This window comes from Pseudomonas sp. GV071 (assembly GCF_003050835.1).
Taxonomy (GTDB): Bacteria; Pseudomonadota; Gammaproteobacteria; order Pseudomonadales; family Pseudomonadaceae; genus Aquipseudomonas.
Map to the genome: position 1 here is coordinate 177,999 of NZ_QAOJ01000011.1, position 22,054 is coordinate 200,052.

At 62.1% G+C, this 22,054-nt stretch carries 21 protein-coding genes; 11 read left to right on the top strand and 10 right to left on the bottom strand.

What is annotated here, in order from left to right:
* Nucleotides 1-11 precede the first annotated feature (11 nt).
* The 4 genes from C8K61_RS20480 to C8K61_RS20495 form a co-directional block, all read right to left on the bottom strand.
* Nucleotides 12-875 (bottom strand): alpha/beta fold hydrolase, encoded by an 864-nt coding sequence (locus C8K61_RS20480; protein WP_108098144.1) that lies wholly within the window; start codon nt 873-875, stop codon nt 12-14.
* On the bottom strand, nt 872-1,672 hold the full coding sequence (locus tag C8K61_RS20485) for an alpha/beta fold hydrolase (RefSeq protein WP_108098145.1): 801 nt from the start codon (nt 1,670-1,672) through the stop codon (nt 872-874). The genes C8K61_RS20480 and C8K61_RS20485 overlap by 4 nt, the downstream gene beginning before the upstream one ends.
* A gap of 199 nt (nt 1,673-1,871) precedes the next feature.
* Entirely contained in the window at nt 1,872-2,315 is a 444-nt protein-coding gene (locus C8K61_RS20490) for a hotdog fold thioesterase (RefSeq protein WP_108098146.1), read from the bottom strand.
* 18 nt (nt 2,316-2,333) lie between these two features.
* The gene (locus C8K61_RS20495) at nt 2,334-4,001 is read right to left on the bottom strand and encodes an AMP-binding protein (RefSeq protein ID WP_108098147.1); all 1,668 of its coding nucleotides are present in this window, start codon (nt 3,999-4,001) and stop codon (nt 2,334-2,336) included.
* Between the two features lie 236 nt (nt 4,002-4,237).
* Between C8K61_RS20495 and C8K61_RS20500 the strand changes: the two genes are divergently transcribed.
* A complete protein-coding gene (locus tag C8K61_RS20500) occupies nt 4,238-5,113 on the top strand; it encodes a DUF2242 domain-containing protein (protein WP_108098148.1) in 876 nt (291 codons plus the stop codon).
* A 102-nt stretch (nt 5,114-5,215) separates the two neighbouring features.
* Here the strand turns inward: C8K61_RS20500 and sixA are convergent, their stop codons facing one another.
* Genes sixA through C8K61_RS20515 form a run of 3 tightly spaced genes read right to left on the bottom strand, consistent with a single transcriptional unit; the run spans nt 5,216 to nt 7,086 of the window.
* Nucleotides 5,216-5,674: a phosphohistidine phosphatase SixA gene (sixA, locus tag C8K61_RS20505; protein WP_108098149.1), complete on the bottom strand. Its 459-nt coding sequence runs from the start codon at nt 5,672-5,674 to the stop codon at nt 5,216-5,218.
* A complete protein-coding gene (locus C8K61_RS20510) occupies nt 5,674-6,024 on the bottom strand; it encodes a DUF4389 domain-containing protein (protein WP_108098150.1) in 351 nt (116 codons plus the stop codon). Before C8K61_RS20510 ends, sixA begins: the two co-directional genes overlap by 1 nt.
* 39 nt (nt 6,025-6,063) lie before the next feature.
* Nucleotides 6,064-7,086 carry an NAD(P)H-dependent glycerol-3-phosphate dehydrogenase gene (locus C8K61_RS20515; RefSeq protein ID WP_108098151.1) on the bottom strand — a complete coding sequence of 341 codons (1,023 nt, stop codon included), beginning with the start codon at nt 7,084-7,086 and terminating at the stop codon, nt 6,064-6,066.
* A gap of 247 nt (nt 7,087-7,333) precedes the next feature.
* On the opposite strand from C8K61_RS20515, the gene C8K61_RS20520 reads away from it, so the two are divergent.
* The 3 genes from C8K61_RS20520 to fabB all read left to right on the top strand — a co-directional run bounded on the left by C8K61_RS20520 (nt 7,334) and on the right by fabB (nt 11,322).
* Nucleotides 7,334-9,268, top strand: coding sequence for an ATP-binding protein (locus tag C8K61_RS20520; protein WP_108098152.1), 1,935 nt, complete (start codon nt 7,334-7,336; stop codon nt 9,266-9,268).
* A 306-nt stretch (nt 9,269-9,574) separates the two neighbouring features.
* Nucleotides 9,575-10,090 (top strand): 3-hydroxyacyl-[acyl-carrier-protein] dehydratase FabA, encoded by a 516-nt coding sequence (fabA, locus tag C8K61_RS20525; RefSeq protein ID WP_108098153.1) that lies wholly within the window; start codon nt 9,575-9,577, stop codon nt 10,088-10,090.
* 11 nt (nt 10,091-10,101) lie between these two features.
* A complete protein-coding gene (fabB, locus tag C8K61_RS20530; RefSeq protein ID WP_108098154.1) occupies nt 10,102-11,322 on the top strand; it encodes a beta-ketoacyl-ACP synthase I in 1,221 nt (406 codons plus the stop codon).
* A 104-nt stretch (nt 11,323-11,426) separates the two neighbouring features.
* On the opposite strand, the gene rluB is transcribed toward fabB, so the two are convergent.
* Nucleotides 11,427-12,692: a 23S rRNA pseudouridine(2605) synthase RluB gene (gene rluB / locus C8K61_RS20535; protein WP_108098155.1), complete on the bottom strand. Its 1,266-nt coding sequence runs from the start codon at nt 12,690-12,692 to the stop codon at nt 11,427-11,429.
* Nucleotides 12,693-13,053: 361 nt separating this feature from the next.
* On the opposite strand from rluB, the gene C8K61_RS20540 reads away from it, so the two are divergent.
* Both C8K61_RS20540 and C8K61_RS20545 read left to right on the top strand, forming a co-directional pair.
* Complete coding sequence (locus tag C8K61_RS20540; protein WP_108098156.1) at nt 13,054-13,530, top strand: hemerythrin domain-containing protein; 477 nt, start codon at nt 13,054-13,056, stop codon at nt 13,528-13,530.
* An 85-nt stretch (nt 13,531-13,615) separates the two neighbouring features.
* A complete protein-coding gene (locus C8K61_RS20545) occupies nt 13,616-13,903 on the top strand; it encodes a DUF6021 family protein (protein ID WP_108098157.1) in 288 nt (95 codons plus the stop codon).
* A gap of 12 nt (nt 13,904-13,915) precedes the next feature.
* On the opposite strand, the gene C8K61_RS20550 is transcribed toward C8K61_RS20545, so the two are convergent.
* The gene (locus tag C8K61_RS20550; RefSeq protein WP_108098158.1) at nt 13,916-14,143 is read right to left on the bottom strand and encodes a hypothetical protein; all 228 of its coding nucleotides are present in this window, start codon (nt 14,141-14,143) and stop codon (nt 13,916-13,918) included.
* A gap of 255 nt (nt 14,144-14,398) precedes the next feature.
* Here C8K61_RS20550 and C8K61_RS20555 point away from each other — a divergent pair, with 255 nt between their 5' ends.
* The 3 genes from C8K61_RS20555 to C8K61_RS20565 are packed head-to-tail and all read left to right on the top strand — an operon-like array spanning nt 14,399 to nt 19,735.
* The gene (locus C8K61_RS20555; RefSeq protein WP_108098159.1) at nt 14,399-15,571 is read left to right on the top strand and encodes an efflux RND transporter periplasmic adaptor subunit; all 1,173 of its coding nucleotides are present in this window, start codon (nt 14,399-14,401) and stop codon (nt 15,569-15,571) included.
* Nucleotides 15,571-16,659, top strand: a complete 1,089-nt coding sequence (locus tag C8K61_RS20560) for an efflux RND transporter periplasmic adaptor subunit (protein WP_108098194.1) — start codon at nt 15,571-15,573, stop codon at nt 16,657-16,659. Before C8K61_RS20555 ends, C8K61_RS20560 begins: the two co-directional genes overlap by 1 nt.
* Nucleotides 16,660-16,672: 13 nt before the next feature.
* The gene (locus tag C8K61_RS20565; RefSeq protein WP_108098160.1) at nt 16,673-19,735 is read left to right on the top strand and encodes an efflux RND transporter permease subunit; all 3,063 of its coding nucleotides are present in this window, start codon (nt 16,673-16,675) and stop codon (nt 19,733-19,735) included.
* Here C8K61_RS20565 and C8K61_RS20570 read toward each other — a convergent pair.
* Nucleotides 19,732-20,025, bottom strand: coding sequence for a DUF1652 domain-containing protein (locus C8K61_RS20570; protein ID WP_256589502.1), 294 nt, complete (start codon nt 20,023-20,025; stop codon nt 19,732-19,734). The two genes, C8K61_RS20565 and C8K61_RS20570, sit on opposite strands and share 4 nt — an antisense overlap.
* Before the next feature lie 177 nt (nt 20,026-20,202).
* On the opposite strand from C8K61_RS20570, the gene C8K61_RS20575 reads away from it, so the two are divergent.
* Nucleotides 20,203-21,294, top strand: a complete 1,092-nt coding sequence (locus tag C8K61_RS20575) for a DUF3182 family protein (RefSeq protein WP_108098161.1) — start codon at nt 20,203-20,205, stop codon at nt 21,292-21,294.
* Complete coding sequence (locus C8K61_RS20580) at nt 21,281-22,051, top strand: S9 family peptidase (RefSeq protein ID WP_108098162.1); 771 nt, start codon at nt 21,281-21,283, stop codon at nt 22,049-22,051. Before C8K61_RS20575 ends, C8K61_RS20580 begins: the two co-directional genes overlap by 14 nt.
* Nucleotides 22,052-22,054: the final 3 nt, after the last annotated feature.

The following is a 22,054-nucleotide window of genomic DNA, read 5'->3' on the forward strand; positions in this document are numbered from 1 at the left end:
GCCGAGGCAAGTCAAGGCACGGCGAAGAACCGATTGAAACAGGCTGCTACCGCCTCGGCGCCGGCTTCGTCATCCAGGTGCAAATGGTGCCCGCCCGCCAGGCGCTGCACGTCGAACGGCAACCCTTGCAGCGAGTTCACCACCGCCGGCTGCGCATGCAGCATGCCGCCCTCCGCGACCACCAGGCACGCCGGGCAGGCGACGCTGCGCACGAACACCTCGGTGTGGGCCTGGGTAAAGCGCAGCGGCGATGGCAGGGTCAGACGGCTGTCGGTGCGCCAGGTGTAGCCGCCGGGCACCGGCATCAGGCCACGCTGGGCCAACAACTGCGCCGCTTCCAGGCTGACGCCACCGACCCCTTTCATCCGCGCTTTGACCGCCTGCTCGACCTTCTCGTACACCGGCTTACGCTTACCCGCCAGTGCCAGCTGCTCACGCAAAGCCGAGCCCAACTTGGCCGGCGCCGCCTCGGCTTCGCCGGTAAACGGCACCAAGCCATCGATCAACGCCAGGCGCTCGATGCGCTCGGGCATCGCCCCGGCCAGCAACACGGAAACGATGGCGCCCATCGAATGGCCGAGCAGCGAGAAGCGCTGCCAGCCGAACTGCTCGGCCACCAGCAGCACGTCATAGGCGTAATCCCACAGCTGGTAATGCGCGCCGGCCGGGCGATGGTCGGAGTGGCCATGGCCGGCGAAGTCCAGGGCAATGATGCGCAAACCATCGAGCTTGGGCGCCAGACGCGCGAAGCTCATCGCGTTGTCCAGCCAGCCGTGCAGGGCAATCACCGGGCGACCGTCTTCCGGGCCGAACACGTGGGCCGACAGTTCGATGTGCGGCAGGCTCAGGCGCACTTCTTCAAAGGAATAATTCATGCGGACTCCACGCGGGTTTGCCAACGGTCGAACAGGGTTTTCAGCAGCTCGGCAGTCGCCTGCGGGCGCTCCAGGGGAAACATGTGGCCGCCGGGCAAGGTCAGGTACTGGCAGTGCGGCAGGCGGCGGATCGAGCGGGTGTGATGGGGCAAGACCACCCGGCTGTGGCGACCACGGACCATCGCCAGCGGCACCTGCAACTGCTGCGGCCGGCCGGGGTTGCTGTGGGGCACACTGCGGTAAATGCTGATTTCGGTGGCCGGATCGAACAACAGGCGCAGGCCCTCGCCGTCGGCTTGCAGGCCGTGCTGCACGTAGGCGTCCAGGCATTCAGGGTCGAAGCGGCGGAACAGCGATTTGGCCGAGAAATAATCCCGCGCTTCAGCAAAATCGCTGAACGCTTCGCGGCGGCCCAGGGTACGCCCGGCCGGGGTGATACGGTCGATAAAGCCGAAACGTTTGGCGGCGCGGATGACGATGCGATCGGCCAGGGTCAGCACCGGCGAGTCGAGCATCACCACGCCGTGGTACAGCTCAGGGTGGCGCAGCGCCGCGTGGTAATGCAGCACACCGCCGAGGGAATGGCCTACGCCCCACACCGGCTCGGGCAATTCGCGCAGGTGGTGGACCAGCTCATCGACCAGGTTGCCCCAGTTGTCATCCACTGGAAACCGCGGGTCATGGCCGTGTTGCGGCAGGTGCAGCACTGAATACTCAGGCGCCAGCGCGGCAAACAACTTGCCGTAAGTAGCTGAGGGAAAACCATTGGCGTGAGCAAAAAACACCGATTGCGACATACGCGGAACGTCCAGAAACAAAACTCGAGCGATTGTCCGCAAGCCAGGCGCTGGCAGCAATGACCGTAACTGCCGGGAATGATGGCGATACGGCCAGGGGCAATAGAACACCTTCTCGTAGGAGCGGCTTCAGCCGCGATGCTTTTGCTTGACGGTCAAAAGCATCGCGGCTGAAGCCGCTCCTACAAAAAAATTGGGGTTAGACCGGCGGCGGCATATTACCTAAGGGCACTATCGCCATGGTCAATCGCGAGATGCAGCTCGGCTTGCCGTCATCGCCGCTCAGGCGGATATCCCAGACATGAGTGGTGCGGCCCAGATGCACCGGCCGCGCCACGGCGGTGACGCGGCCGCTGCGCACGCCACGCAGGTGGTTGGCGTTCACTTCCAGGCCCACGCAGTAGAATTTGCTGCTGTCGATGCACAGGTAGCTGGCGGTGCTGCCAAGGGTTTCCGCCAGCACCACCGAAGCGCCGCCGTGCAGCAGGCCGTAGGGTTGGTGGGTGCGCGAGTCGACCACGATGCTGGCAGTGATCGACTCGTCGTCAAAGGCATCGAAGCGCACATCCAGCGCTTCGTTGATGGTGTTTTTACGCAGGTTGTTGAGGGCCTGCAGATCCGGGGTGGTGCGCCACAAACTCATACCAGTTCCTTGTTCCAGTCAGTCATGCCAGACCAGCGCTTCGCGCCGCCCGGACCATTCGGCAAAACGCCCCGCGTAGGCGTCTTCGACCACGCTGCGTTTGATCTTCAAGGTAGGCGTGAGAAAGCCGTTGTCCACTGCCCAGACTTCCCTGAGCAGAATCAGGCCACTGAGCTGTTCGTGTTTATCGAGTGCCGCGTTGACGTCGGCCAGCAGGGTTTTAAAGCTGCCTTCCAGGGCCGGACGCGAGCCATTCAGGGCTTCTTCACGGCCCACATCGGACAGCACACACAAGGCCATCGGCTGCGGCATGCCGTCGCCGACCACACACACCTGCTCGATGCGCGGGTGCACCGCCAGCAGGTTTTCGATTGGCGCCGGGGCGACGTACTTGCCCTTGCTGGTTTTGAAGATTTCCTTGATCCGCCCGGTCAGGCGCAGGTAGTGCTCGCCGTCCTGCTCGCCTTTGTCGCCGGTGCGCAGAAAGCCGTCTTCGGTGATGGTTTCGGCGGTGCGTTCCGGGTCCTTGTAGTAGCCCTGCATGGTCGCCGGGCTGCGCACCTGCACTTCGCCCAGCTCGCTGATGCGTACTTCGACGCCGGGGCTGGCCTGGCCGATCCAGCCCGGCCGATTCTTGCCCTGGCGACAGATATGCGAGTAGCCGCAATTCTCGGTCATGCCGTACACCTCGAGCACGTCCAGGCCCAGGCGCTGATACCAGCGCAGCAGGGTTTCCGGCACCGGTGCCGCGCCCGACAACGCGCAACGCACGGCATCCAAGCCGAGACCGACCAACACCTTGTGGCCGACACGCTTGCCAATGAAGGGAATTTTCAGCAGGAAATCCAGACGCTCGGCCGGCATCTTGCTGTACACGCCCATCTGGAATTTGGTCCAGATCCGCGGCACGCCGAAGATCAGCGTCGGCCGCGCGCGACGCAGATCGACCAGGAAGGTGTCGAGGCTTTCGGCAAAAAACACCGTCTCGCCGGCATACAGCGAGTTCATCTCGACAAACATGCGCTCGGCCACGTGGCACAGCGGCAGGTAGGACAGCAGGCGGTCATCTTCGCCGGCCTCGAACAGCGCGCTGCCATGCCCGGCAGCGAAGGCGAAGTTGCCAAAGTTGTGCATCACCCCTTTCGGCGTACCGGTGGTGCCGGAGGTGTAAACGATGGTGGCGAGCTGGTCGTGGCCGCCGATGGGATTGTCGCGGATCGGCGTGCAGGCCTGCAGGTCACTCCAATCAACGTCGAAGCTGCCTTCGGGGTGCAGCGGCATGGCGATGGTACGCACGCCTGACGGCACGCCCGGGGCCATGGCTGCCCAGTCGTCAAGCTTGCCGACGAACACCAGCGCGGCCTCGGAGTGAGTCAGCACCTGGCGCACGGAATCGGCGGTGAGATTGGGGTACAGCGGCACCGACACATGGCCGGCCATCCAGATCGCCAGGTCGGTGATGATCCAGTGCGCGCAGTTTTTCGACACCAGGGCAATGCGGCTGCCTGCCGGCAGCTCTTGGGCACGAAGCCAATTGGCGGCGCGGCGGGCCTGGTCGCCAACATCCGACCAGCTCAGCTCCAGCACCTGGCCGCCGGGCAGCGGCTGCACCATGTAGCGTTTGTCCGGGTGGCGAGCTTCGCGCTGAAAGAAGATCTCTAAGGGCAAAACGGCAGCATTCGTCACAGGGCCTCCTCCTAATTATTTTTGTGGGGAAACAACATGCGGAGCACAACGTTTAAAACCAAACCAAGCACTTGCTTGGTTGGACTATTCCACGCACAACCCGCCACGCGCAAGGGGAGAAATGTTTAGAACTGTAGCCGCGGCGCCTGGCGCCGTGTCACGCGGGAAAGCGCACACCTTGTAGGATGATTCTGAGGCACAATAGGCAACGCATTATTTTTTGGCCCGGACCCCCAATGTTCAAACCATTCCCTCTGCAGGGCGCCGCCTTGGCGCTGTTGCTGGCAGGTGCTGCCGGCTGTTCATCGAACAACAACGCTGTGTATGAACATGAAGACTTCGCCGACTCGGGAACCTTCTCGCGCAACTACGCCAGCAGCGACGCCGTGTCCTGCGAGGCAGCGCGTCGTGCACTGCTGAGCCAGGGTTACATCATTACCAGCGCCGACCCCAAGCAGGTCAGCGGCCACAAGAGCTTCCAGCAGAGCGGCGACAACCACCTGGAGATTACCTTCAACGTGGTCTGCACCGACGGTGGCGCCAGCGATCACCACTCGACCATGTTCGCCAACGCTCTGCAGGACCGTTACGCGCTGAAGAAGCTGAACAACTCGGCGAGCCTGGGGGTGGGCGTGCTGGGTTCGGTGTCGATGCCGATCGGCTCCACCGACGATTCGCTGGTGAAAGTGGCGAGCGAAACGGTGTCGTCGGCCAAGTTCTATGAGCGCTTTTTTGCCCTGGTGGAACTGTTCCTGCCGCCGCCCGTGAAGCCGGCTGAGCCCGCGCCTGCGCCAGTACCCGCGCCGCAACAAGACCTCGGCATTCCAGAGCCGCAAGCGCTTGCCCCGACTACTGCGCCAGCGATTCAGGAAGTGGTTACCCCGGTGATCGAGCCGGCTGCGGCGCCGGCCGTGGAGCCGGTGGAAGAACCGCCGCTGCAACCCATGGTAATCATGCGCCCGATCAGCGATGCGCCGGTGGCGGAGCAACCAGCGGTCACACCGGATGCCACCAGCCTGCAGAACGCACCAGCAGTGGTGGAACAGCCGCTGACGGAAACCCCGGCTGACGTTGCGCAACCCAGCAGCGAAGGCGAATCAACAGCGCAATAACGCTTTTGCTGTTGTGGGAGGGACTTTAGCCGCGAGCTTTCGAGATCAAGAACTCGCGGCTAAAGCCCCTCCCACCAAAGCACATCAGCGTGGGCCGCTGCTCTAGTGCGGGTGCACCAGCGCGAGCAAATTCATCAGCCCGGCCGCAGCGAAATCCCCTTCCAATTCAGCCAGGCTTGCGGTGCGCATCGCCAGCGGCTGCTGGCGATGGCCGTGAATCAGCAAGCCGCCCAGCTCACCCAGAAACGGGTTATGGCTGACCAGCAGAATCTCCGCTTCTTCGCGCTCATCCAGATAGGCCAAGGCTTCACGCACATCGCTGTCCGGCGTTGCCCACGGCGCCGTGCCGACAGCGCCACGAAAGCCTATGGCCTGACGCACCAACTCCGCCGTCTGCTGGGCGCGTAAATAAGGGCTGGCGAGAATCGCGGAAATCGGCCGGCCTTCCAGTTGCACCGCACTGTGCCGCACTTCTTCCCGCCCATGGGCCGTCAGCGGTCGTTCAGCATCGGTGGCCGCCTGGGGCGCGGCCTCACCGTGGCGCAATAACCACAGCCGCATCAGAGCTTCGGCTCTTCGTCGCGTACCGGGTGCGGCGCAGGCGGAATGCTGTGGGCGACTTCGCCATCGGGCGCCCGCGCGGTCGGCCAATCGGCGAATGGCCAGGGTTTGTCTTCGGTATTGAAGGTGCCGAAGCGACCGATCTGCGCCAGGTACTGGCTGAGGCTGTCACCAAAACCCAGCAAACCGGCATTCGGCGCGCCGTAGAACAGGCGATAGACCAACTGCACCAACACCACGAAACCCAACAGCGTCGCCGCCACTTGCCAGCACAGGGTGAAGAGCAGCATCCAGATAATGCGCAGACCAATGGACTCGCGCTCGAGGCTCTTGTCGAAGTTGTCGCTCATGGCACTCTCCCTTTCACTAAGAAACGATCAGGTAACGGATCAAAAACCGGTGGTGGAAATGAAGTCGACGTCGGTTTTCGGCTCGGCCAGCATCAGGCGTTCAATCACCTGGGCCAGGGTACGCCCTTCGAACAGAATGGCGTGCAAGCCTGTCACCAGCGGCATATAGGTTTGCAGCTGCTCGGACTTCACCTTGAGCACTTTGAGGGTGTTGACCCCTTCGGCCACCTCACCCAGACGGGTAACGGCGTCTTCCAGGCTCAGGCCTTCGCCCAGGGCGTAACCAACCTGGAAGTTGCGGCTCTTGGGTGAGGAACAGGTCACGATCAGGTCGCCGACTCCGGCCAGACCGAGGAAGGTCATCGGGTTCGCGCCGAGCTTCACTGCAAAGCGGGTCATTTCCGCCAGGGCGCGGGTGATCAGCATGCTCTTGGTGTTTTCGCCCATCTCCAGCGCCGCCGCCATACCGGCGATGATCGCGTAGACGTTCTTCAACGCCCCGCCCAGCTCCACGCCGAAACGGTCGCCGCTGGCATATACGCGGAACGTGCGGCCATGCAGCGCGGCCTGCACGCGCTGGCAGAGTTCGTCGTCTTCGCTGGCGACCACCGTGGCGGTCAGCTCATGGGCGGCAATCTCTTTGGCCAGGTTCGGCCCGGACAACACACCGATGCGCGCCTGCGGGGCGATTTCTTCGATGATCTGACTCATCAGCTTGAAAGTCTGCGCCTCGATGCCCTTGGTCAGGCTGACCAACAGTTTACCGGCCAGCACCTCAGCGAATGGCTGCAGCACGGTGCGCAAGGCGCTGGACGGCAAGGCGACAAAGATCAGTTCACAGCTGGCAAGGGTGGCAGCCAGGTCGGTGACCGCGTCGACGTTGGGGTGAATCTTCACCCCTTTCAGGTACCGCGGGTTCTCCCGGTTGGTACGAATCGCCTCGGCCTGCTCCGGGTCGCGCATCCATTGGCGGACCGGGTTGCCGTTCTCGGCCAGAAGGTTGGCAATCGCGGTGCCGAAGCTGCCGCCGCCAAGAACTGCAATAGGTTGCTGAACTGTCATAACCAATCCGTAGTGAGCCATTGTGCATGGCGGGCTGGCGGCATTATTACGGAGCAACTGCGCTGCGACCAGTGTTGCGCGCTAGCCTTTCACCAGCCACTGATAAAAACCGCGACGGCTGGGCAAAAAGCCGCTGCGCCGAGCGCCGCGCGAACAGGTAGACTTGCCCGTTTTAAATAACATCCAGCTGCGCCAGGCATGGACAAGGTTGTGTCATGCGATGGGGGCGAAGGAGAGCAGAGATCCCATGAACCTGCGCCGAGGGTGGGACATACATACCCGTACACAGCTGATCAGCGTAGGCCCTGCCCTGCTGCTGACGCTGTTGCTGACCGGCTTTTTCACCTTCGTGCGCCTGCAGGACCTGCGCCAGGAGTTGAACCACACCGGGCAACTGATCGCTAACCAGTTGGCCCCAGCCACTGAGTACGGGGTGATCGCCGGCAATATCCAGGTGCTCAACACCCTGCTCAAGGCCACCCTCGATACACCGCACGTGCGGTTTATTGAGGTGCGCGACCGCCAGGACAACATCCTCGCCTACGAGGAACAGGCCTCCGCCCAGGACAAGAGCGCCACCCAAGTGGAAATCTTCCACGCGCCGATTCACCTGCAACGCCTGGCCCTGAGTAAAGACCTGCCCTATTCCGCCAGCAGCAACGGCAACAGCCACCTCGACAATGATTACCTCGGTCGCGTTGTGGTGGGCATGTCCAACGACGCGTTCAACAGCCAGCAGCAGGCGATTCTGCTCAAAGCCACGGTGTTGGCGCTGTTCGCCTTGCTGCTGACCTTCTTCGTCGCGCGGCGCCTGGCGCGGCGCCTGTCGCAACCGATCAGCACCATGGCCGACGCGGTGAAGGCGATTCAGGCCGGCAACTACCGCACCGCCCTGCCCGAGGTGGACGACAACGAACTCGGCGGCCTCGCCCGGCATATCAATAACCTCGCCAGCGGACTGGAACAGGCCAGCCTCGAGCAGCAACAAAGCATCGCCCAATTGGTCAAGGCGCGGGAAGAATCGGAGCAGGCCAACCGCGCCAAGTCGGACTTCCTGGCGATGATGAGCCACGAACTGCGCACACCCATGAACGGCGTGCTAGGCATGCTGCAGTTGCTGGAAACCACCGAGATGACCGATGAGCAGGCCGAATATTCGGCACTGGCCACCGAGTCCACCGAACACCTGCTCAAGGTGATTAATGACATCCTCGACTTCTCCCGCATCGAGCGCGGCGCGCTGGAACTGGAGCGCATCACCTTCAATCTGCTGGAGCTGATTCAGAGCTCGGCCCAGGTGTTTCAACACAGCGCTCAGCAACGCGGTTTGCAACTGCAGCTGGATACCCAGGCAGGGCTGGAGCAGTTGGTGGTCAAGGGTGACCCGACGCGTATCCGGCAAATTCTGGTGAACCTGCTGGGCAACGCCTTGAAGTTCACCGAGGAAGGCAATATTCGCATCGAAACCCGCTGGCAGGCGCTGGATAACGAGGTGCTGTGGTTCAGCTGCGCAGTGCATGACAGCGGCATCGGCATTTCACCGGAGCGCCTGGAGCACATGTTCGATGCCTTCCAGCAGGCCGATAATTCCATCTCCCGCCGCTATGGCGGCACCGGCCTGGGTCTGCCGATTGCGCGCACCCTGGCCGAGCGCATGGGCGGCACCCTGAATGCCGAAAGCCAGGAAGGACGCGGCTCGATTTTCACCCTGGAAATTCCCCTACCCTTTGCCCGCCAGAGCGAGCGAGCAGCCGAGCACAGCGTCGACGACGCCAGCTCCGGCAAAGGCCACAAGGTGCTGCTGGTGGAAGACAACCCGGTCAATCAGACCGTCATCGAAGCGATGCTACGCAGCCTTGGTTACCAGGTCAGCCTGGTGGGCGATGGCGCCCAGGCATTGAATACGGTCGAGCGCCACGAGTTCGCTGCCGTGCTGATGGACTGCCGCCTGCCGGTGATGGATGGCTATGAAGCCACCCGACAGATTCGCCGCCTTCCCGCGCGGACCGATCTGCCGATCATTGCCCTTACCGCCAACGCCCTGCAGGGCGATCGCGAAGCGTGCCTGCAAGCGGGAATGAACGACTACCTGGCCAAGCCCTTCAAGCGCGCCGACCTACAGCGCATCCTGCAGGCATGGGTGGTCCCCCGACCTTTGGCGAGTAGCCAGAGCACGGACTGACAAGGGAACATGCAAGCTGTCATAAAGTCGTAACCGCGTTACAACATGGTTACGTTGGTGTGAACCCTGGCCGGCGCCGACAGTGATAGAGTGCGTCTGGCACGGTGTGGCGCACTGCCCTGCAGGGGGCAAATGGAACACTGGGTGTACAACTGTGCTCAGAGTCTGTGACTTTCATTTCAACGCAACAGTCTATGACTACGCTGGTAGCTACGATGCCCTAAATAAACGGGTGCCATTCCAATATCGCCACCAGCCTAGATGATTCGCTTAGCCCTGCCGCACGGGGATTATTGAGGAGCTCGCATGTCCAAACAGAACGCTTACACTCGGGAAGACTTGCTGCGCTGCAGTCGTGGCGAGCTATTCGGCCCAGGTAATGCGCAACTGCCCGCCCCCAACATGCTGATGGTTGATCGCATCACGCATATCAGCGACACCGGCGGTAAATACGGCAAAGGCGAGTTGGTCGCCGAACTCGATATCAACCCGGACCTGTGGTTCTTCGCCTGCCACTTCGAAGGCGACCCGGTGATGCCAGGCTGCCTGGGTCTGGATGCCATGTGGCAGCTGGTGGGTTTCTACCTCGGCTGGCAAGGCAACCCCGGCCGCGGCCGCGCCCTGGGTTCGGGCGAAGTGAAATTCTTCGGTCAGGTTCTGCCCACCGCCAAGAAAATCACCTACAACATTCAGATCAAACGCACCATCAACCGCTCCCTGGTGTTGGCCATCGCTGACGGCACCGTGAGTGTCGACGGCCGCGAGATCTACAGCGCCGAAGGTTTGCGTGTCGGCCTGTTCACTTCCACTGACAACTTTTAAGGGTTATCCGCATGCGTCGCGTCGTGATCACCGGTCTGGGTATCGTCTCCTGCCTGGGCAATGATAAAGACACCGTCTCCGCCAACCTTCGTGCTGGCCGTGCCGGTATCCGCCACAACCCGTCCTACGCTGAAATGGGCCTTCGCAGCCACGTTTCCGGCTCCGTTGACCTCAACCTCGAAGAGCTGATCGACCGCAAGGTGTTCCGCTTCATGGGCGATGCGGCGGCCTATGCCTACCTGTCCATGCAGCAGGCGATCGCTGATTCCGGCCTGTCCCCTGAGCAGATTTCCAACCCGCGCACCGGTCTGATTGCCGGTTCCGGTGGCGCCTCCACCATCAACCAGATGGAAGCCATCGACACCCTGCGCGAAAAAGGCGTCAAGCGCATCGGCCCATACCGCGTCACCCGCACCATGGGCAGCACCGTGTCGGCCTGCCTGGCCACGCCGTTCGAAATCAAGGGCGTGAACTTTTCGATCTCCTCCGCTTGCGCCACCAGTGCTCACTGCATCGGTCAGGCCATGGAGCAGATCCAGCTGGGCAAACAGGACGTGGTCTTCGCCGGTGGCGGTGAAGAAGAACACTGGAGCCAAAGCTGCTTGTTCGACGCCATGGGCGCCCTCTCCACCCAGTACAACGACACCCCGGAAAAAGCCTCGCGTGCCTATGACGCCAAGCGTGATGGTTTCGTGATCGCTGGCGGTGGCGGCATGGTGGTGGTCGAGGAGCTGGAACACGCTCTGGCCCGCGGCGCCAAGATCTATGCTGAAATCGTTGGCTACGGCGCCACTTCCGATGGCTACGACATGGTCGCCCCGAGTGGCGAAGGCGCGATCCGCTGCATGCAGCTGGCGCTGTCCACCGTTGACGGCCCGATCGACTACCTGAACACCCACGGCACCTCGACTCCAGTCGGCGACGTCGCGGAAATCAAAGGTGTGCGTGCGGTATTCGGCGACAAGGCTCCACCAATCAGCTCGACCAAGAGCCTGTCCGGTCACTCCCTGGGCGCCGCCGGCGTACACGAAGCGATCTACTGCATGCTGATGATGGAAGGCAACTTTATCGCCGGCTCGGCCAATATCGACGAACTGGACCCGGAAGTGGCGGACATGCCGATCGCGACCAAAACCCAGGAAAACGTCACCCTCAATCATGTGATGAGCAACAGCTTCGGCTTCGGTGGCACCAACGCCACCCTGGTCATGAAGCGCTGGGCTGGCAAGTGATCTGATTGGCGGCATAAAAAAAACGGGGCTCAGTGAGCCCCGTTTTTTTGTCTGCATGTATCGCAAAAAGCATCGCGGCTTTAGCCGCGACTGCGTCCTGACACTTACTTTGGCTTACGCCCAAGCCCCGGACGCTGACCGGCACCACCCGCTGGGCCGCCGCGCTTAGGCGCAGGCTTACGCGCAGGGCGATCAGCCAACTCGATACCTACCCGTACCGGCTTGCCAGCTGGACGTTTTTTGCTGGTATCGCTGGGACGCTCGGCTACCGGAGTGCCACGACCACGTGGCGCGGAATCCGGACGTGGGCCGCTGCGTTGCGGACGCTCACCGTTTTCCGGACGCGGTGTACGCGCTGGACGGTCCGCACCTTCACCACGCGGAGTACGCACCGGACGCTCGGCACCTTCACCACGTGGCGTACGTACTGGACGCTCAGCACCCTCACCACGCGGTGCACGGGCCGGACGCTCCGGGCCACCGTCCAGCGCTGGGCGCAAGGTACGCTCCGGGCGTGTGCCACGGCCAACCGGCTTGGCCGACTTGCGCTGCAAGCGGTCGAGCTTTTCCTTGGTCTTTTGCTTCATGCCTTCTTGCTGCACCGACGCCAGGCCGACTTCGGCAGCGAGGATGTCCACTTCGCGCTGGCTCATTTCGCGCCAGCGGCCCATGGTCAGGTCGGAGGTCAGGAACACCGGGCCGAAACGCACGCGCTTCAGGCGGCTGACCACCAGGCCCTGAGATTCCCACAGGCGACGTACTTCGCGGTTACGGCCTTCCATCACCACGCAGTGGTACCAATGGTTGAAGCCTTCGCCACCCGGAGCAACCTGTACGTCGGTAAACTTTGCCGGGCCGTCTTCGAGCATCACGCCGGCCTTCAGGCGTTCGATCATTTCCTCGTCGACTTCGCCACGTACACGCACCGCATATTCGCGGTCCATCTGGTACGAGGGGTGCATCAAGCGGTTGGCCAGCTCACCGTCGGTGGTGAACATCAGCAAGCCGGTGGTGTTGATGTCGAGGCGACCGATATTGATCCAGCGGCCATCTTTGGGCCGTGGCAAACGGTCGAAAACGGTAGGACGCCCTTCCGGGTCGTCGCGGGTGCAGATCTCGCCGTCCGGCTTGTTGTAGATCAGCACGCGGCGGGTTTCTTCGCTGGTTTCTTCGCGTTTGAGCAAACGCCCATCGACGGCGATGGCGTCATGCAGGTCTACGCGCTGACCCAAGGTGGCGACGTTGCCATTGACCTTGACCCGACCTTCGGCAATCCAGGCTTCAACGTCGCGACGTGAACCCATGCCAATACGGGCCAGGACTTTCTGCAGTTTCTCCCCTGCTGGGCTGTATTCTTGCGACTCACTCATCTGGGCACCTCCCGGTGTATTAACTCATTCGCCGCCAGCGAGGACTCGCCAGCGGGCGCGCATCATACGCTGCGCCGCCCTGCAAGCCTAGCGCAGGATCGCCGGCGCGTTAGCCAAAAGCCGACAATTCTGTCTCGCTAACACCTCCCTCGTACCACTGGCGAAATTGTCGAAGCCTGTGCTCAAAAACTCTGCCCGCTCAGCGCAGGGCCCAGTCATCGGACTGGGGCCTTAGTCGATCTTCGACTGACGGCGGCCAAACACCTCGAACTCCTCGCGACCTCCCCCAGTCCACCTACTAGGGCGCGGCGCAGATCGCGCCTCTTAAACCGCAGATAACCGACCCGATGAGGCACACAACATGAACGCCATTGACCTGCTCAAAGCTGATCACAAAGTAGTCCTCGACCTGCTGGAGCAACTCAGCGCCACCACTGAGCGCGCCTTGAAAAAACGCGTTGAGCTGATCGACAAACTGGAGCTTGAGCTCTTTGCCCATACCCATATCGAAGAAGAGATTTTCTACCCGGCGTACAAAAAAGCCGGCAGCAAGGAAGAGGCCAAAATGTACTTCGAAGCCATCGAAGAGCACCGCGCCGTGGATGCCTTGGTATTACCCCACCTGAAACGTACCGCGCCAGGCAGCGTGGAATTCTCAGGACGCGCCAAAGTCCTCAAGGAGCTGCTTGAGCACCATATCGAAGAAGAGGAAGAAACCCTCTTCAAGCAGGCGAAGTCGCTGCTGAGCGCCGCCCAGCTCAAGGAACTGGGTACCCAGATGGAAGCCCGCAAACTGCAACTCAAGGCTGAGCTGCAGCAACAACGTAAAGCCGCCTGAGTGTTTTAGCGACAACCCGTAAACCACCTGTGCGCCTGGCCGGTAAACCGGACTGGCGCCTGTACAGGTACCGATGGAGGTGAGCATGAAAACGCAGAACGCCACACCGCCCGACCTTGATGGCGCCACTGTGGATACCGAACAAACGCCGGCGCACGATTCGCCCGCTAATAAACGTGGGCTACCGAGCTACCCGAGCACACAGGGCGGCAAACACATCGATCCCGAACTGGGCTTCGACCCGGACTCTCCGGACCTGGCCGACCCGCAGATCGATCCGCCGCACCCGCCACGTATTCCCGATGATGCGCCGGACCCGCGGGCCGAGAAGCGGGCACCCAGTGACCAGTACCCGCCGTATGAAAAGCCCTGATGGGACCGCGTGTTATTTGGCGAAAATGCCCGTGATGGTGATGCCGTAGTCCTTGAGCAGTTGCAGCGGCGGCTCGTTAGCCGGCTCCTGGGGATCGCCGAACTCGCCCTTCTCCAGGTTCTGCTCGGCCCAGGCCAGCACATGGTCCACCGCCTCTTCAATGCTCGGTTTGGCCGCTTGCTCGACATCCAGGGTCGAGGTGTTGTGGTCTTTGCTGTAGCTGATTACCCAATGGGTCATGGGCGTGCCCTCCGCGTCTTGTTGTTGTCAGTCTGTTTAGCTGCTGACTGACCCGCGCGCGGATCGGTTCACACGCAGTTGTAACGGCAATTGCACACGCCGAAGTGCCAGTTAGCCGCTGTGCAGGCTTCGCGCACGATCTCCTGCTATCGGCCGGTAACCGGGCAGAAACTTGAACTTTCCAGCGCAGCGCTTCCTCTCAATCCCATGCATCGACACGGCCTGTCGCCGTCATTAGGGAATTAGGAGCAACAGATGCCCGCTCGGCTTGAGCACCCCGCCCCATTACTCGCCACATTGCTGGCCCTGGCCGCAGGCTTAGCCCTCAGCGGCTGCGACCGGAAAAGCGAACCGCCGCCCCACGTACGGGTCCTGGTGCAAAGCGTGAAACCGGGCGACTTCAGCGATCAGGCGCAACTGACCGGAGATATCCAGGCCCGGGTGCAGGCACAGCAATCGTTTCGGGTCGGCGGCAAGATCATCGAACGCTCGGTGGAGGTCGGCGACCGGGTGAAGGCCGATCAGGTACTGGCCCGCCTCGATCCGCAAGAGCAGCAAAGCAACGTCGACAACGCCCGCGCCGCACTGCAGGCCCAGGAAGCGCAGCTGCGCCTGGCCGAAGTCAGCTTCAAGCGACAGCGCCTGCTGTTGCCCAAGGGCTACACCAGCAAAAGTGAGTTCGACCAGGCCCAGGCGCAACTGCGTTCCAGCCAGAGCGCCTACGCCGCAGCCCAGGCCCAACTGGCCAATGCCCGCGACATGCTGACCTATACCGAACTCAGGGCCTCCGCCGATGGCGTGATCACCGCGCGTCAGGCCGAAACAGGCCAAGTGGTGCAAGCCACCGTGCCGATCTTCACCCTGGCCCGCGCCGGTGAGCGCGATGCGGTGTTCGATGTCTACGAATCGCTGTTCGACCACGAGCTGGCCGAGCAACCAATCACCGTCAGCCTGCTCGATCGCCCGGCCATCAGCGCCCAGGGCAAGGTGCGCGAGATCACCCCGACCATCGACGCCCAGAGCGGCACGGTGAAGGTCAAAGTGGCCCTGCAGGATGTGCCGGAGGAAATGAATCTGGGCGCAGTGGTCACGGCCACCGTGCACCCGAAAACCAGCCAGCGTGTGGTGTTGCCTTGGTCGGCCTTGTTCAAGAACCAGCAGCAGCCGGCGGTCTGGTTGGTCGATGAGCAGAACAAGGTCAGCCTGCAGCCGGTCAGCGATGTTGCCTACGGCAGCGGCACCGTGCTGGTCGGCCAGGGCTTACAGGCAGGTCAGCACGTAGTAGTCGCCGGAGGGCAATTGCTGCATCCCGGCCAGATCGTGGACATTGCCGCGCCAGAAAAAGCCGCTGAGCCGGAGAAAAGCAAAATCGCCGCGCCATCGCCACCGCCACCGCCACCGCCACCGCCAGCGGAGGCGAAACCATGATGCTGTTGCGAACTGCGCCCCTGTGGCTGCTCCTGGCCCTGCTGCTGGGTGGATGCAAAGACGACAAGGCGCAAGCACCGGCGCCGCGGCCGGTGCTGTATAGCGTGGTGAAAACCGAGCAACAGGCCACCGTCGGCCGCTACGCAGGCAGCATCGAAGCGCGTTACGAAACCACCGTGGGCTTTCGCACCAACGGCCGGATCGCCTCGCGCACCGTGAATGTCGGCGACAAGGTCGCCAAGGGAACCTTACTGGCCACCCTGGACCCCAGCGACCAGCAAAACCAGCTGCGTGCCAGTGAAGGACAAATGGCCAGTGCCAACGCGCAATGGCTGGAGGCCCAGGCCGATGCGCGCCGCCAGCAAGAGCTGTTCGACCGCGGGGTAGGCGCCAAGGCCAATCTCGACAATGCCCAGACCCGCCTGAAAACCACCCGCGCCAGCCTCGACCAGACGGCCGCCGATGTGCAGCAGGCCAAAGACCAGGTCGGCTACACCCGCCTGCTCAGCGACTTCGACGGCGTGGTCACGACCTGGCGAGCAGAAATCGGCCAAGTGGTAGCTGCGGGCCAGGAAGTGCTGACCCTGGCCCGTCCCGACGTACGCGAAGCCGTGTTCGACCTGCCGGATGAACAAGTCGCGACCCTACCCGCCAACGCCCGTTTCACTGTCATTTCTCAGCTACAAAGTGAGGTACAGGCTGCCGCACATATCCGCGAAATGGCCCCGCAGGCCGATGCCAACACCCGCTCGCGGCGAGTGCGTCTGACCCTCGAACAAACCCCGGAAGAACTGCGCCTGGGCACCACTATTTATGTCGAGCTGAGCAGCCAGGCCAGCGCCCACAGCCGGCTGCCAGCCAGCGTGCTGATTGCGCAAACCAGCCAGGACGATGCCCACGCTAAGGTCTGGGTCATAGACCCCAGCAGTCAGGCGGTTAGCCAGCGCCAGGTGCAGGTACTGGAGCGCCAGGGCGATCAGGTGCTGATTGGAGACGGATTGAAGGACGGCGAACGGGTGGTTCGTGCCGGCGTGAACAGCTTGCAGCCAGGGCAGATCGTCACCCTCGATGCCGGGACCGGACAATGAATCAGGAGCAGCAATGAGCCAGGAAAAGGGCGGTTTCAATTTGTCGGACTGGGCCCTGCGCCATCAGTCGCTGGTCTGGTACCTGATGGCGGTATCCCTGGTGATGGGGATTTTTTCCTACTTTGAATTGGGCCGCGAGGAAGACCCTTCTTTCACCATCAAGACCATGGTGATCCAGACCCGCTGGCCTGGCGCCACGGTCAACGACACCCTGCAACAGGTCACCGACCGCATCGAAAAGAAGCTCGAAGAGCTGGACTCCCTCGACTATGTGAAGAGCTACACCCGGCCCGGTGAATCGACGGTGTTTGTCTTCCTGAAGGACACCACCGACGGCAGCGAGATCCCGGACATCTGGTACCAGGTGCGCAAGAAAATCAGAGACATCCAGGGTGAATTTCCCCAAGGGTTGCAGGGCCCGTTCTTTAACGACGAATTCGGCGATGTGTTCGGCAGCATCTACGCCTTTACCGGCGACGGCCTGAGTTACCGGCAACTGCGCGACTACGTTGAACAGGTGCGCCTGGATATCCGCAGCGTCGCCAACCTGGGCAAGGTGCAACTGATTGGTGAACAGAACGAGGTGCTGTACCTGAACTTCTCCACCCGCAAGTTGGCTGCCCTGGGCATCGACCAGGCGCAGGTCATGCAAAGCCTGCAGGCACAGAACAGCGTGACGCCCTCTGGTGTGATCGAAGCCGGGCCGGAACGAATCTCCGTACGCACCTCGGGCGAATTCCGCTCCCAGGAAGACCTGCAGGCGGTGAACCTACGGATAAACCAGCAGTTCTATCGGTTGGCCGATCTCGCCACCATCGAGCACCGTTACCAGGACCCGCCCGAGTCGTTGTTCCGTTTCAATGGTCAGCCCGCCATTGGCCTGGCCGTGGCCATGCGTGATGGCGGCAATATCCAGACCTTTGGTCAGCAATTGCACCAGCGCATGGAGGAAATTACCGCAGAGCTGCCGGTCGGCGTCGGTGTCCATCAGGTGTCCAACCAGGCCGAAGTGGTGAACAAGGCCGTAGGCGGTTTCACCAGCGCACTGTTCGAGGCGGTGGTGATCGTGCTCATCGTCAGCTTTATCAGCCTGGGCGTGCGCGCCGGCCTGGTGGTGGCCTGCTCCATTCCCTTGGTGCTGGCGATGGTCTTCGTGTTTATGGAATACAGCGGCATCACCATGCAGCGAATCTCCCTCGGTGCTTTGATCATCGCGCTCGGGCTGCTTGTGGATGACGCGATGATCACCGTGGAGATGATGGTCACCCGCCTGGAAGCCGGCGACAGCCGCGCCGAGGCGGCGACCTTCGCGTACACCTCGACGGCCTTCCCGATGCTCACCGGCACCCTGGTGACGGTCGCAGGCTTTGTGCCCATCGGCCTCAACGCCAGCTCGGCTGGCGAGTACACGTTTACCCTGTTCGCGGTGATTGCCGTGGCGCTGCTGGTGTCCTGGCTGGTGGCAGTGCTGTTCGCGCCGGTGATTGCCGTGCATGTGCTGCCCAAGTCTCTTAGCCATAAAAAAGACCAGAAACCCGGCCGCCTAACCCGCAGCATGGACCGCGGCCTGAAGTGGTCCATGCGCCACCGCTGGCTGAGCATCGGCCTGACCGTGGCGCTGTTCGCCACCTCGATTATGCTGATGCAGTTCGTCCAGCAGCAGTTCTTCCCCTCCTCCGACCGCCCGGAATTGCTGGTGGACCTCAACCTGCCGCAGAACAGCAGCCTGGAGGAAACCCGTCAGGTGGTCGACCGCCTTGAGGCGACGCTGAAAGACGACGCCGATATCCAGCGTTGGAGCACCTACATTGGCGAGGGCGCGGCGCGCTTCTACTTGCCGCTGGACCAACAACTGCAAAACCCCTTCTATGCCCAGTTGGTGATCGTCAGTAACGATCTCGAAGCACGCCAACAGTTGGCCGCCCGCCTGAAAAAACGCCTGCGCGAAGACTTCGTCGGCATCAGCAGCCTGGTGCAACCCTTGGAAATGGGCCCACCGGTGGGCCGACCGATTCAATACCGGATCAGCGGCCCGGACATCGACAAGGTGCGCGACTACGCCATGCAGGTGGCTGGCCTGCTGGATGGCAACGCCAACATCGGCGACATGATTTACGACTGGAATGAGCCGGGTCGCGTATTGAAAATCGACGTGGCGCAAGACAAGGCGCGCCAGCTCGGCCTGTCCTCTCAGGACGTGGCTCAGATGATGAATGGCGTTGTCACCGGCGCCAACGTCACCCAGGTACGCGACAGCATCTACCTGATCAATGTGGTCGGCCGCTCCCAGGAAGGCGAACGCGGCTCACCGGAAACCCTGGAAAACCTGCAAATCACCACCCCGCGCGGCACCTCGATTCCGCTGCGCGCCTTCGCCACCGTCAGCTATGAGCTTGAGCAACCCTTAGTCTGGCGACGCGACCGCAAACCCACCATCACCCTCAAAGCCAGCGTGCACGGCGACAAACAGCCCACCGACCTGATGGCCGACCTGCAGCCGAAAATCGACGAGTTCGCCGCCAAGCTACCCAAGTCCTACAGCATCAAGCCCGGCGGCACCGTGGAAGAAAGTGGTAAGGCCCAAGGACCGATTGGCCGGGTCATCCCGCTCATGCTGTTTTTGATGGCGACCTTTCTGATGATTCAACTGCAAAGCGTGAAGAAGCTATTTCTGGTCGCCAGTGTCGCGCCGCTGGGCTTGATCGGCGTGGTCGCCGCGCTGCTGCCCACTGGCACACCGTTGGGCTTTGTGGCGATTCTCGGGGTACTGGCGCTGATCGGCATCATCATCCGCAACTCGGTGATTCTGGTGACCCAGATCGACGAGTTCCGCGCGGCCGGTTCGGCGCCTTGGGACGCGGTGATCGAAGCCACCCATCACCGCACCCGACCGATTCTACTGACGGCCGCGGCAGCCAGCCTGGGCATGATCCCGATTGCCCGCGAAGTGTTCTGGGGTCCGATGGCGTTTGCCATGATCGGCGGCATCATCAGCGCCACCTTGCTGACCCTGCTGTTTTTGCCGGCGTTGTATGTCGCCATTTACCGCATTCAAGCGCCTGAACAGCAGGCTTAACGGCCGGTTTGCGCCCAGGGCATTTGTCCGGGGAACGTATGAGTTCCCTGGGCAAACTCTTCACGCAGATCCAGGACCAAGCGGGCAATGGCGCGGCTATTGTTGAGGCCCGCGACCGGGATACCAACCACCGAAAAGCCGCCTTGTTCATGGCCGCGCTCCCTGTTGGCGGTAAACAACTGGATGTTCAGCGAGGTGCCATCTACCGACGTGCACACGCAGCGGGTGGGCAAAAATGCCTCTTCAATGATCCGGCAAAGCTCAAGCGGCGAAATACTGTAACCCATCATGAAAAGTCCTCCTTTTACGCAAAAGACGACCAAGAATGTCCGAGCAAAAGCGTAGCGCTTGAGGGAAAACTCCGGCGCGCCGCTGATCCAAAAGGCGGAACTGATCGGACCTCTGGTCCTTCTCAACTTCTGTAGGCCGGCGGGCAGCACCCACCGGCTCAGAAGAGGAGCTGGGCAATGGACCGGACCGCTCGAACCGCTGTGGCCCTGCTGAGCCTGGGCAAACCGCCGCCCGAACACGAACATCGGGTGCACGCCACACTGGCGGAAAAAATCGCCACCCTGCTGGGCGTGCCCGTCCACCTCGGAGCCACACCACCCACCCCCTGCTATTGGATCCCCGACGACACCGTGATTGGTCCAGAACAGCTGCAGGCCTTCGGTATTACCAGCGCCGCGGACTTCTTCGGCGGCGCCGTGGATTTTCCCTTTATGGCCACCAAAGCCATCAGCCACCCGCTGTTCGACCCGTGCAGCGTGAGCCCTCCCGGCTGGAACACAGGCTTCCATCAACAGGCCGCCGCTGCGGTGTTGCGCGGCTATACAGTGTTCGACCCGGGTGACGCCGAACGCGCAGGCCGCGCCATGCTGGCTCAAGGCCCGGTGCGGATCAAAGCAGTACGTGGCAAGGCTGGACGGGGTCAGGAACTGGTCGAAGATAGCCAGCAGTTGGCAGACTCTCTGCAACAACTGGATGCTCAGGAACTGGCCACCTGGGGCCTGGTGTTGGAAGAACACTTGAAAGAAGTGGTGACCTTTAGCGTCGGTCAAGTGGCAGTCGCCAATTTGGTCGCCAGCTACTACGGCACCCAACGCCTGACTCACGACGACGGCGGTATCGAGGTCTACGGCGGCTCAGACTTGGTGATCGTACGCGGGGGCTACGACGCCTTGGACGCCCTGCCCCTGTCGCCCGAGGCGCGTCTGGCCATCAACCAGGCGGTGCTCTACGAGCAGGCTGCCTTCGACTGCCTCGGTCTGGTCGCCTCACGGCGCAACTACGATGTTGCCCAAGGTATCGATGCCCTGGGCAAGAAGCGCTCCGGGGTGCTGGAACAGTCCTGGCGTATTGGTGGCGCCAGTGCGGCGGAGATCTTCGCCCTTGAGGCGTTTCACCTTGACCCGGCGCTAAAGCAACTGCACGCCAGCACCTACGAAACCTACGGCAAAGACCGTCCACCAGGTGCGCAACAGCTCTACCACGGTGCCGTACCACCCCACGGCACCCTCAGCAAATTCGTAAAGGTTGAAACCTATGCCAGCTCATAGCCAGACCGTCGACATTCGCGTCGACGATGAACTGATTGCCGGAACCTTGATGGCCCCCGAACAGAAAGTGCCCGGTGTGTTGTTCGTCCACGGTTGGGGCGGCAGCCAGCAGCGCGACCTGGCACGCGCCAAAGGCATCGCCGGGTTTGGTTGCGTGTGCCTGACCTTCGATCTACGCGGCCACGAACGTACTTCGGGGAGCAAACAGACCGTTACCCGCGAACAAAACCTGGCCGACATAGTCGCGGCCTACGACCAACTGGTCCGCCATCCGTCGATCGACCCGGACAAGATCGCGGTGATTGGCAGCAGTTATGGCGGCTATCTGTCGGCGTTTCTCACCGATATACGCCCGGTGCGCTGGCTGGCCTTACGGGTACCGGCGCTGTACTGGGACGAAGAGTGGAACCTGCCCAAACAACTGCTCGACCGCGAACGCCTGGCGCGCTATCGACGCACCCTGTGCCTGCCGGAACAAAACCGCGCCTTGGCCTGTTGTTCGCGGTTCACTGGGGATGTGTTGCTGGTTGAATCCGAGCACGACGACTACGTGCCGCACACCACCCTGATGAGTTACCGCGCCGCCTTCGAAAAAGCCCACTCCCTCACCCATCGCATGGTCGATGGCGCCGACCATGCCTTGAGCCAGGACAGCGATCAGAAAACGTACACTTCGATTCTGACTAGTTGGGTCAGCGAGATGATCATCGGCGCGCGCACCGCCGACTATCCGCATCATTCGGCGATCTACTCCTGAACC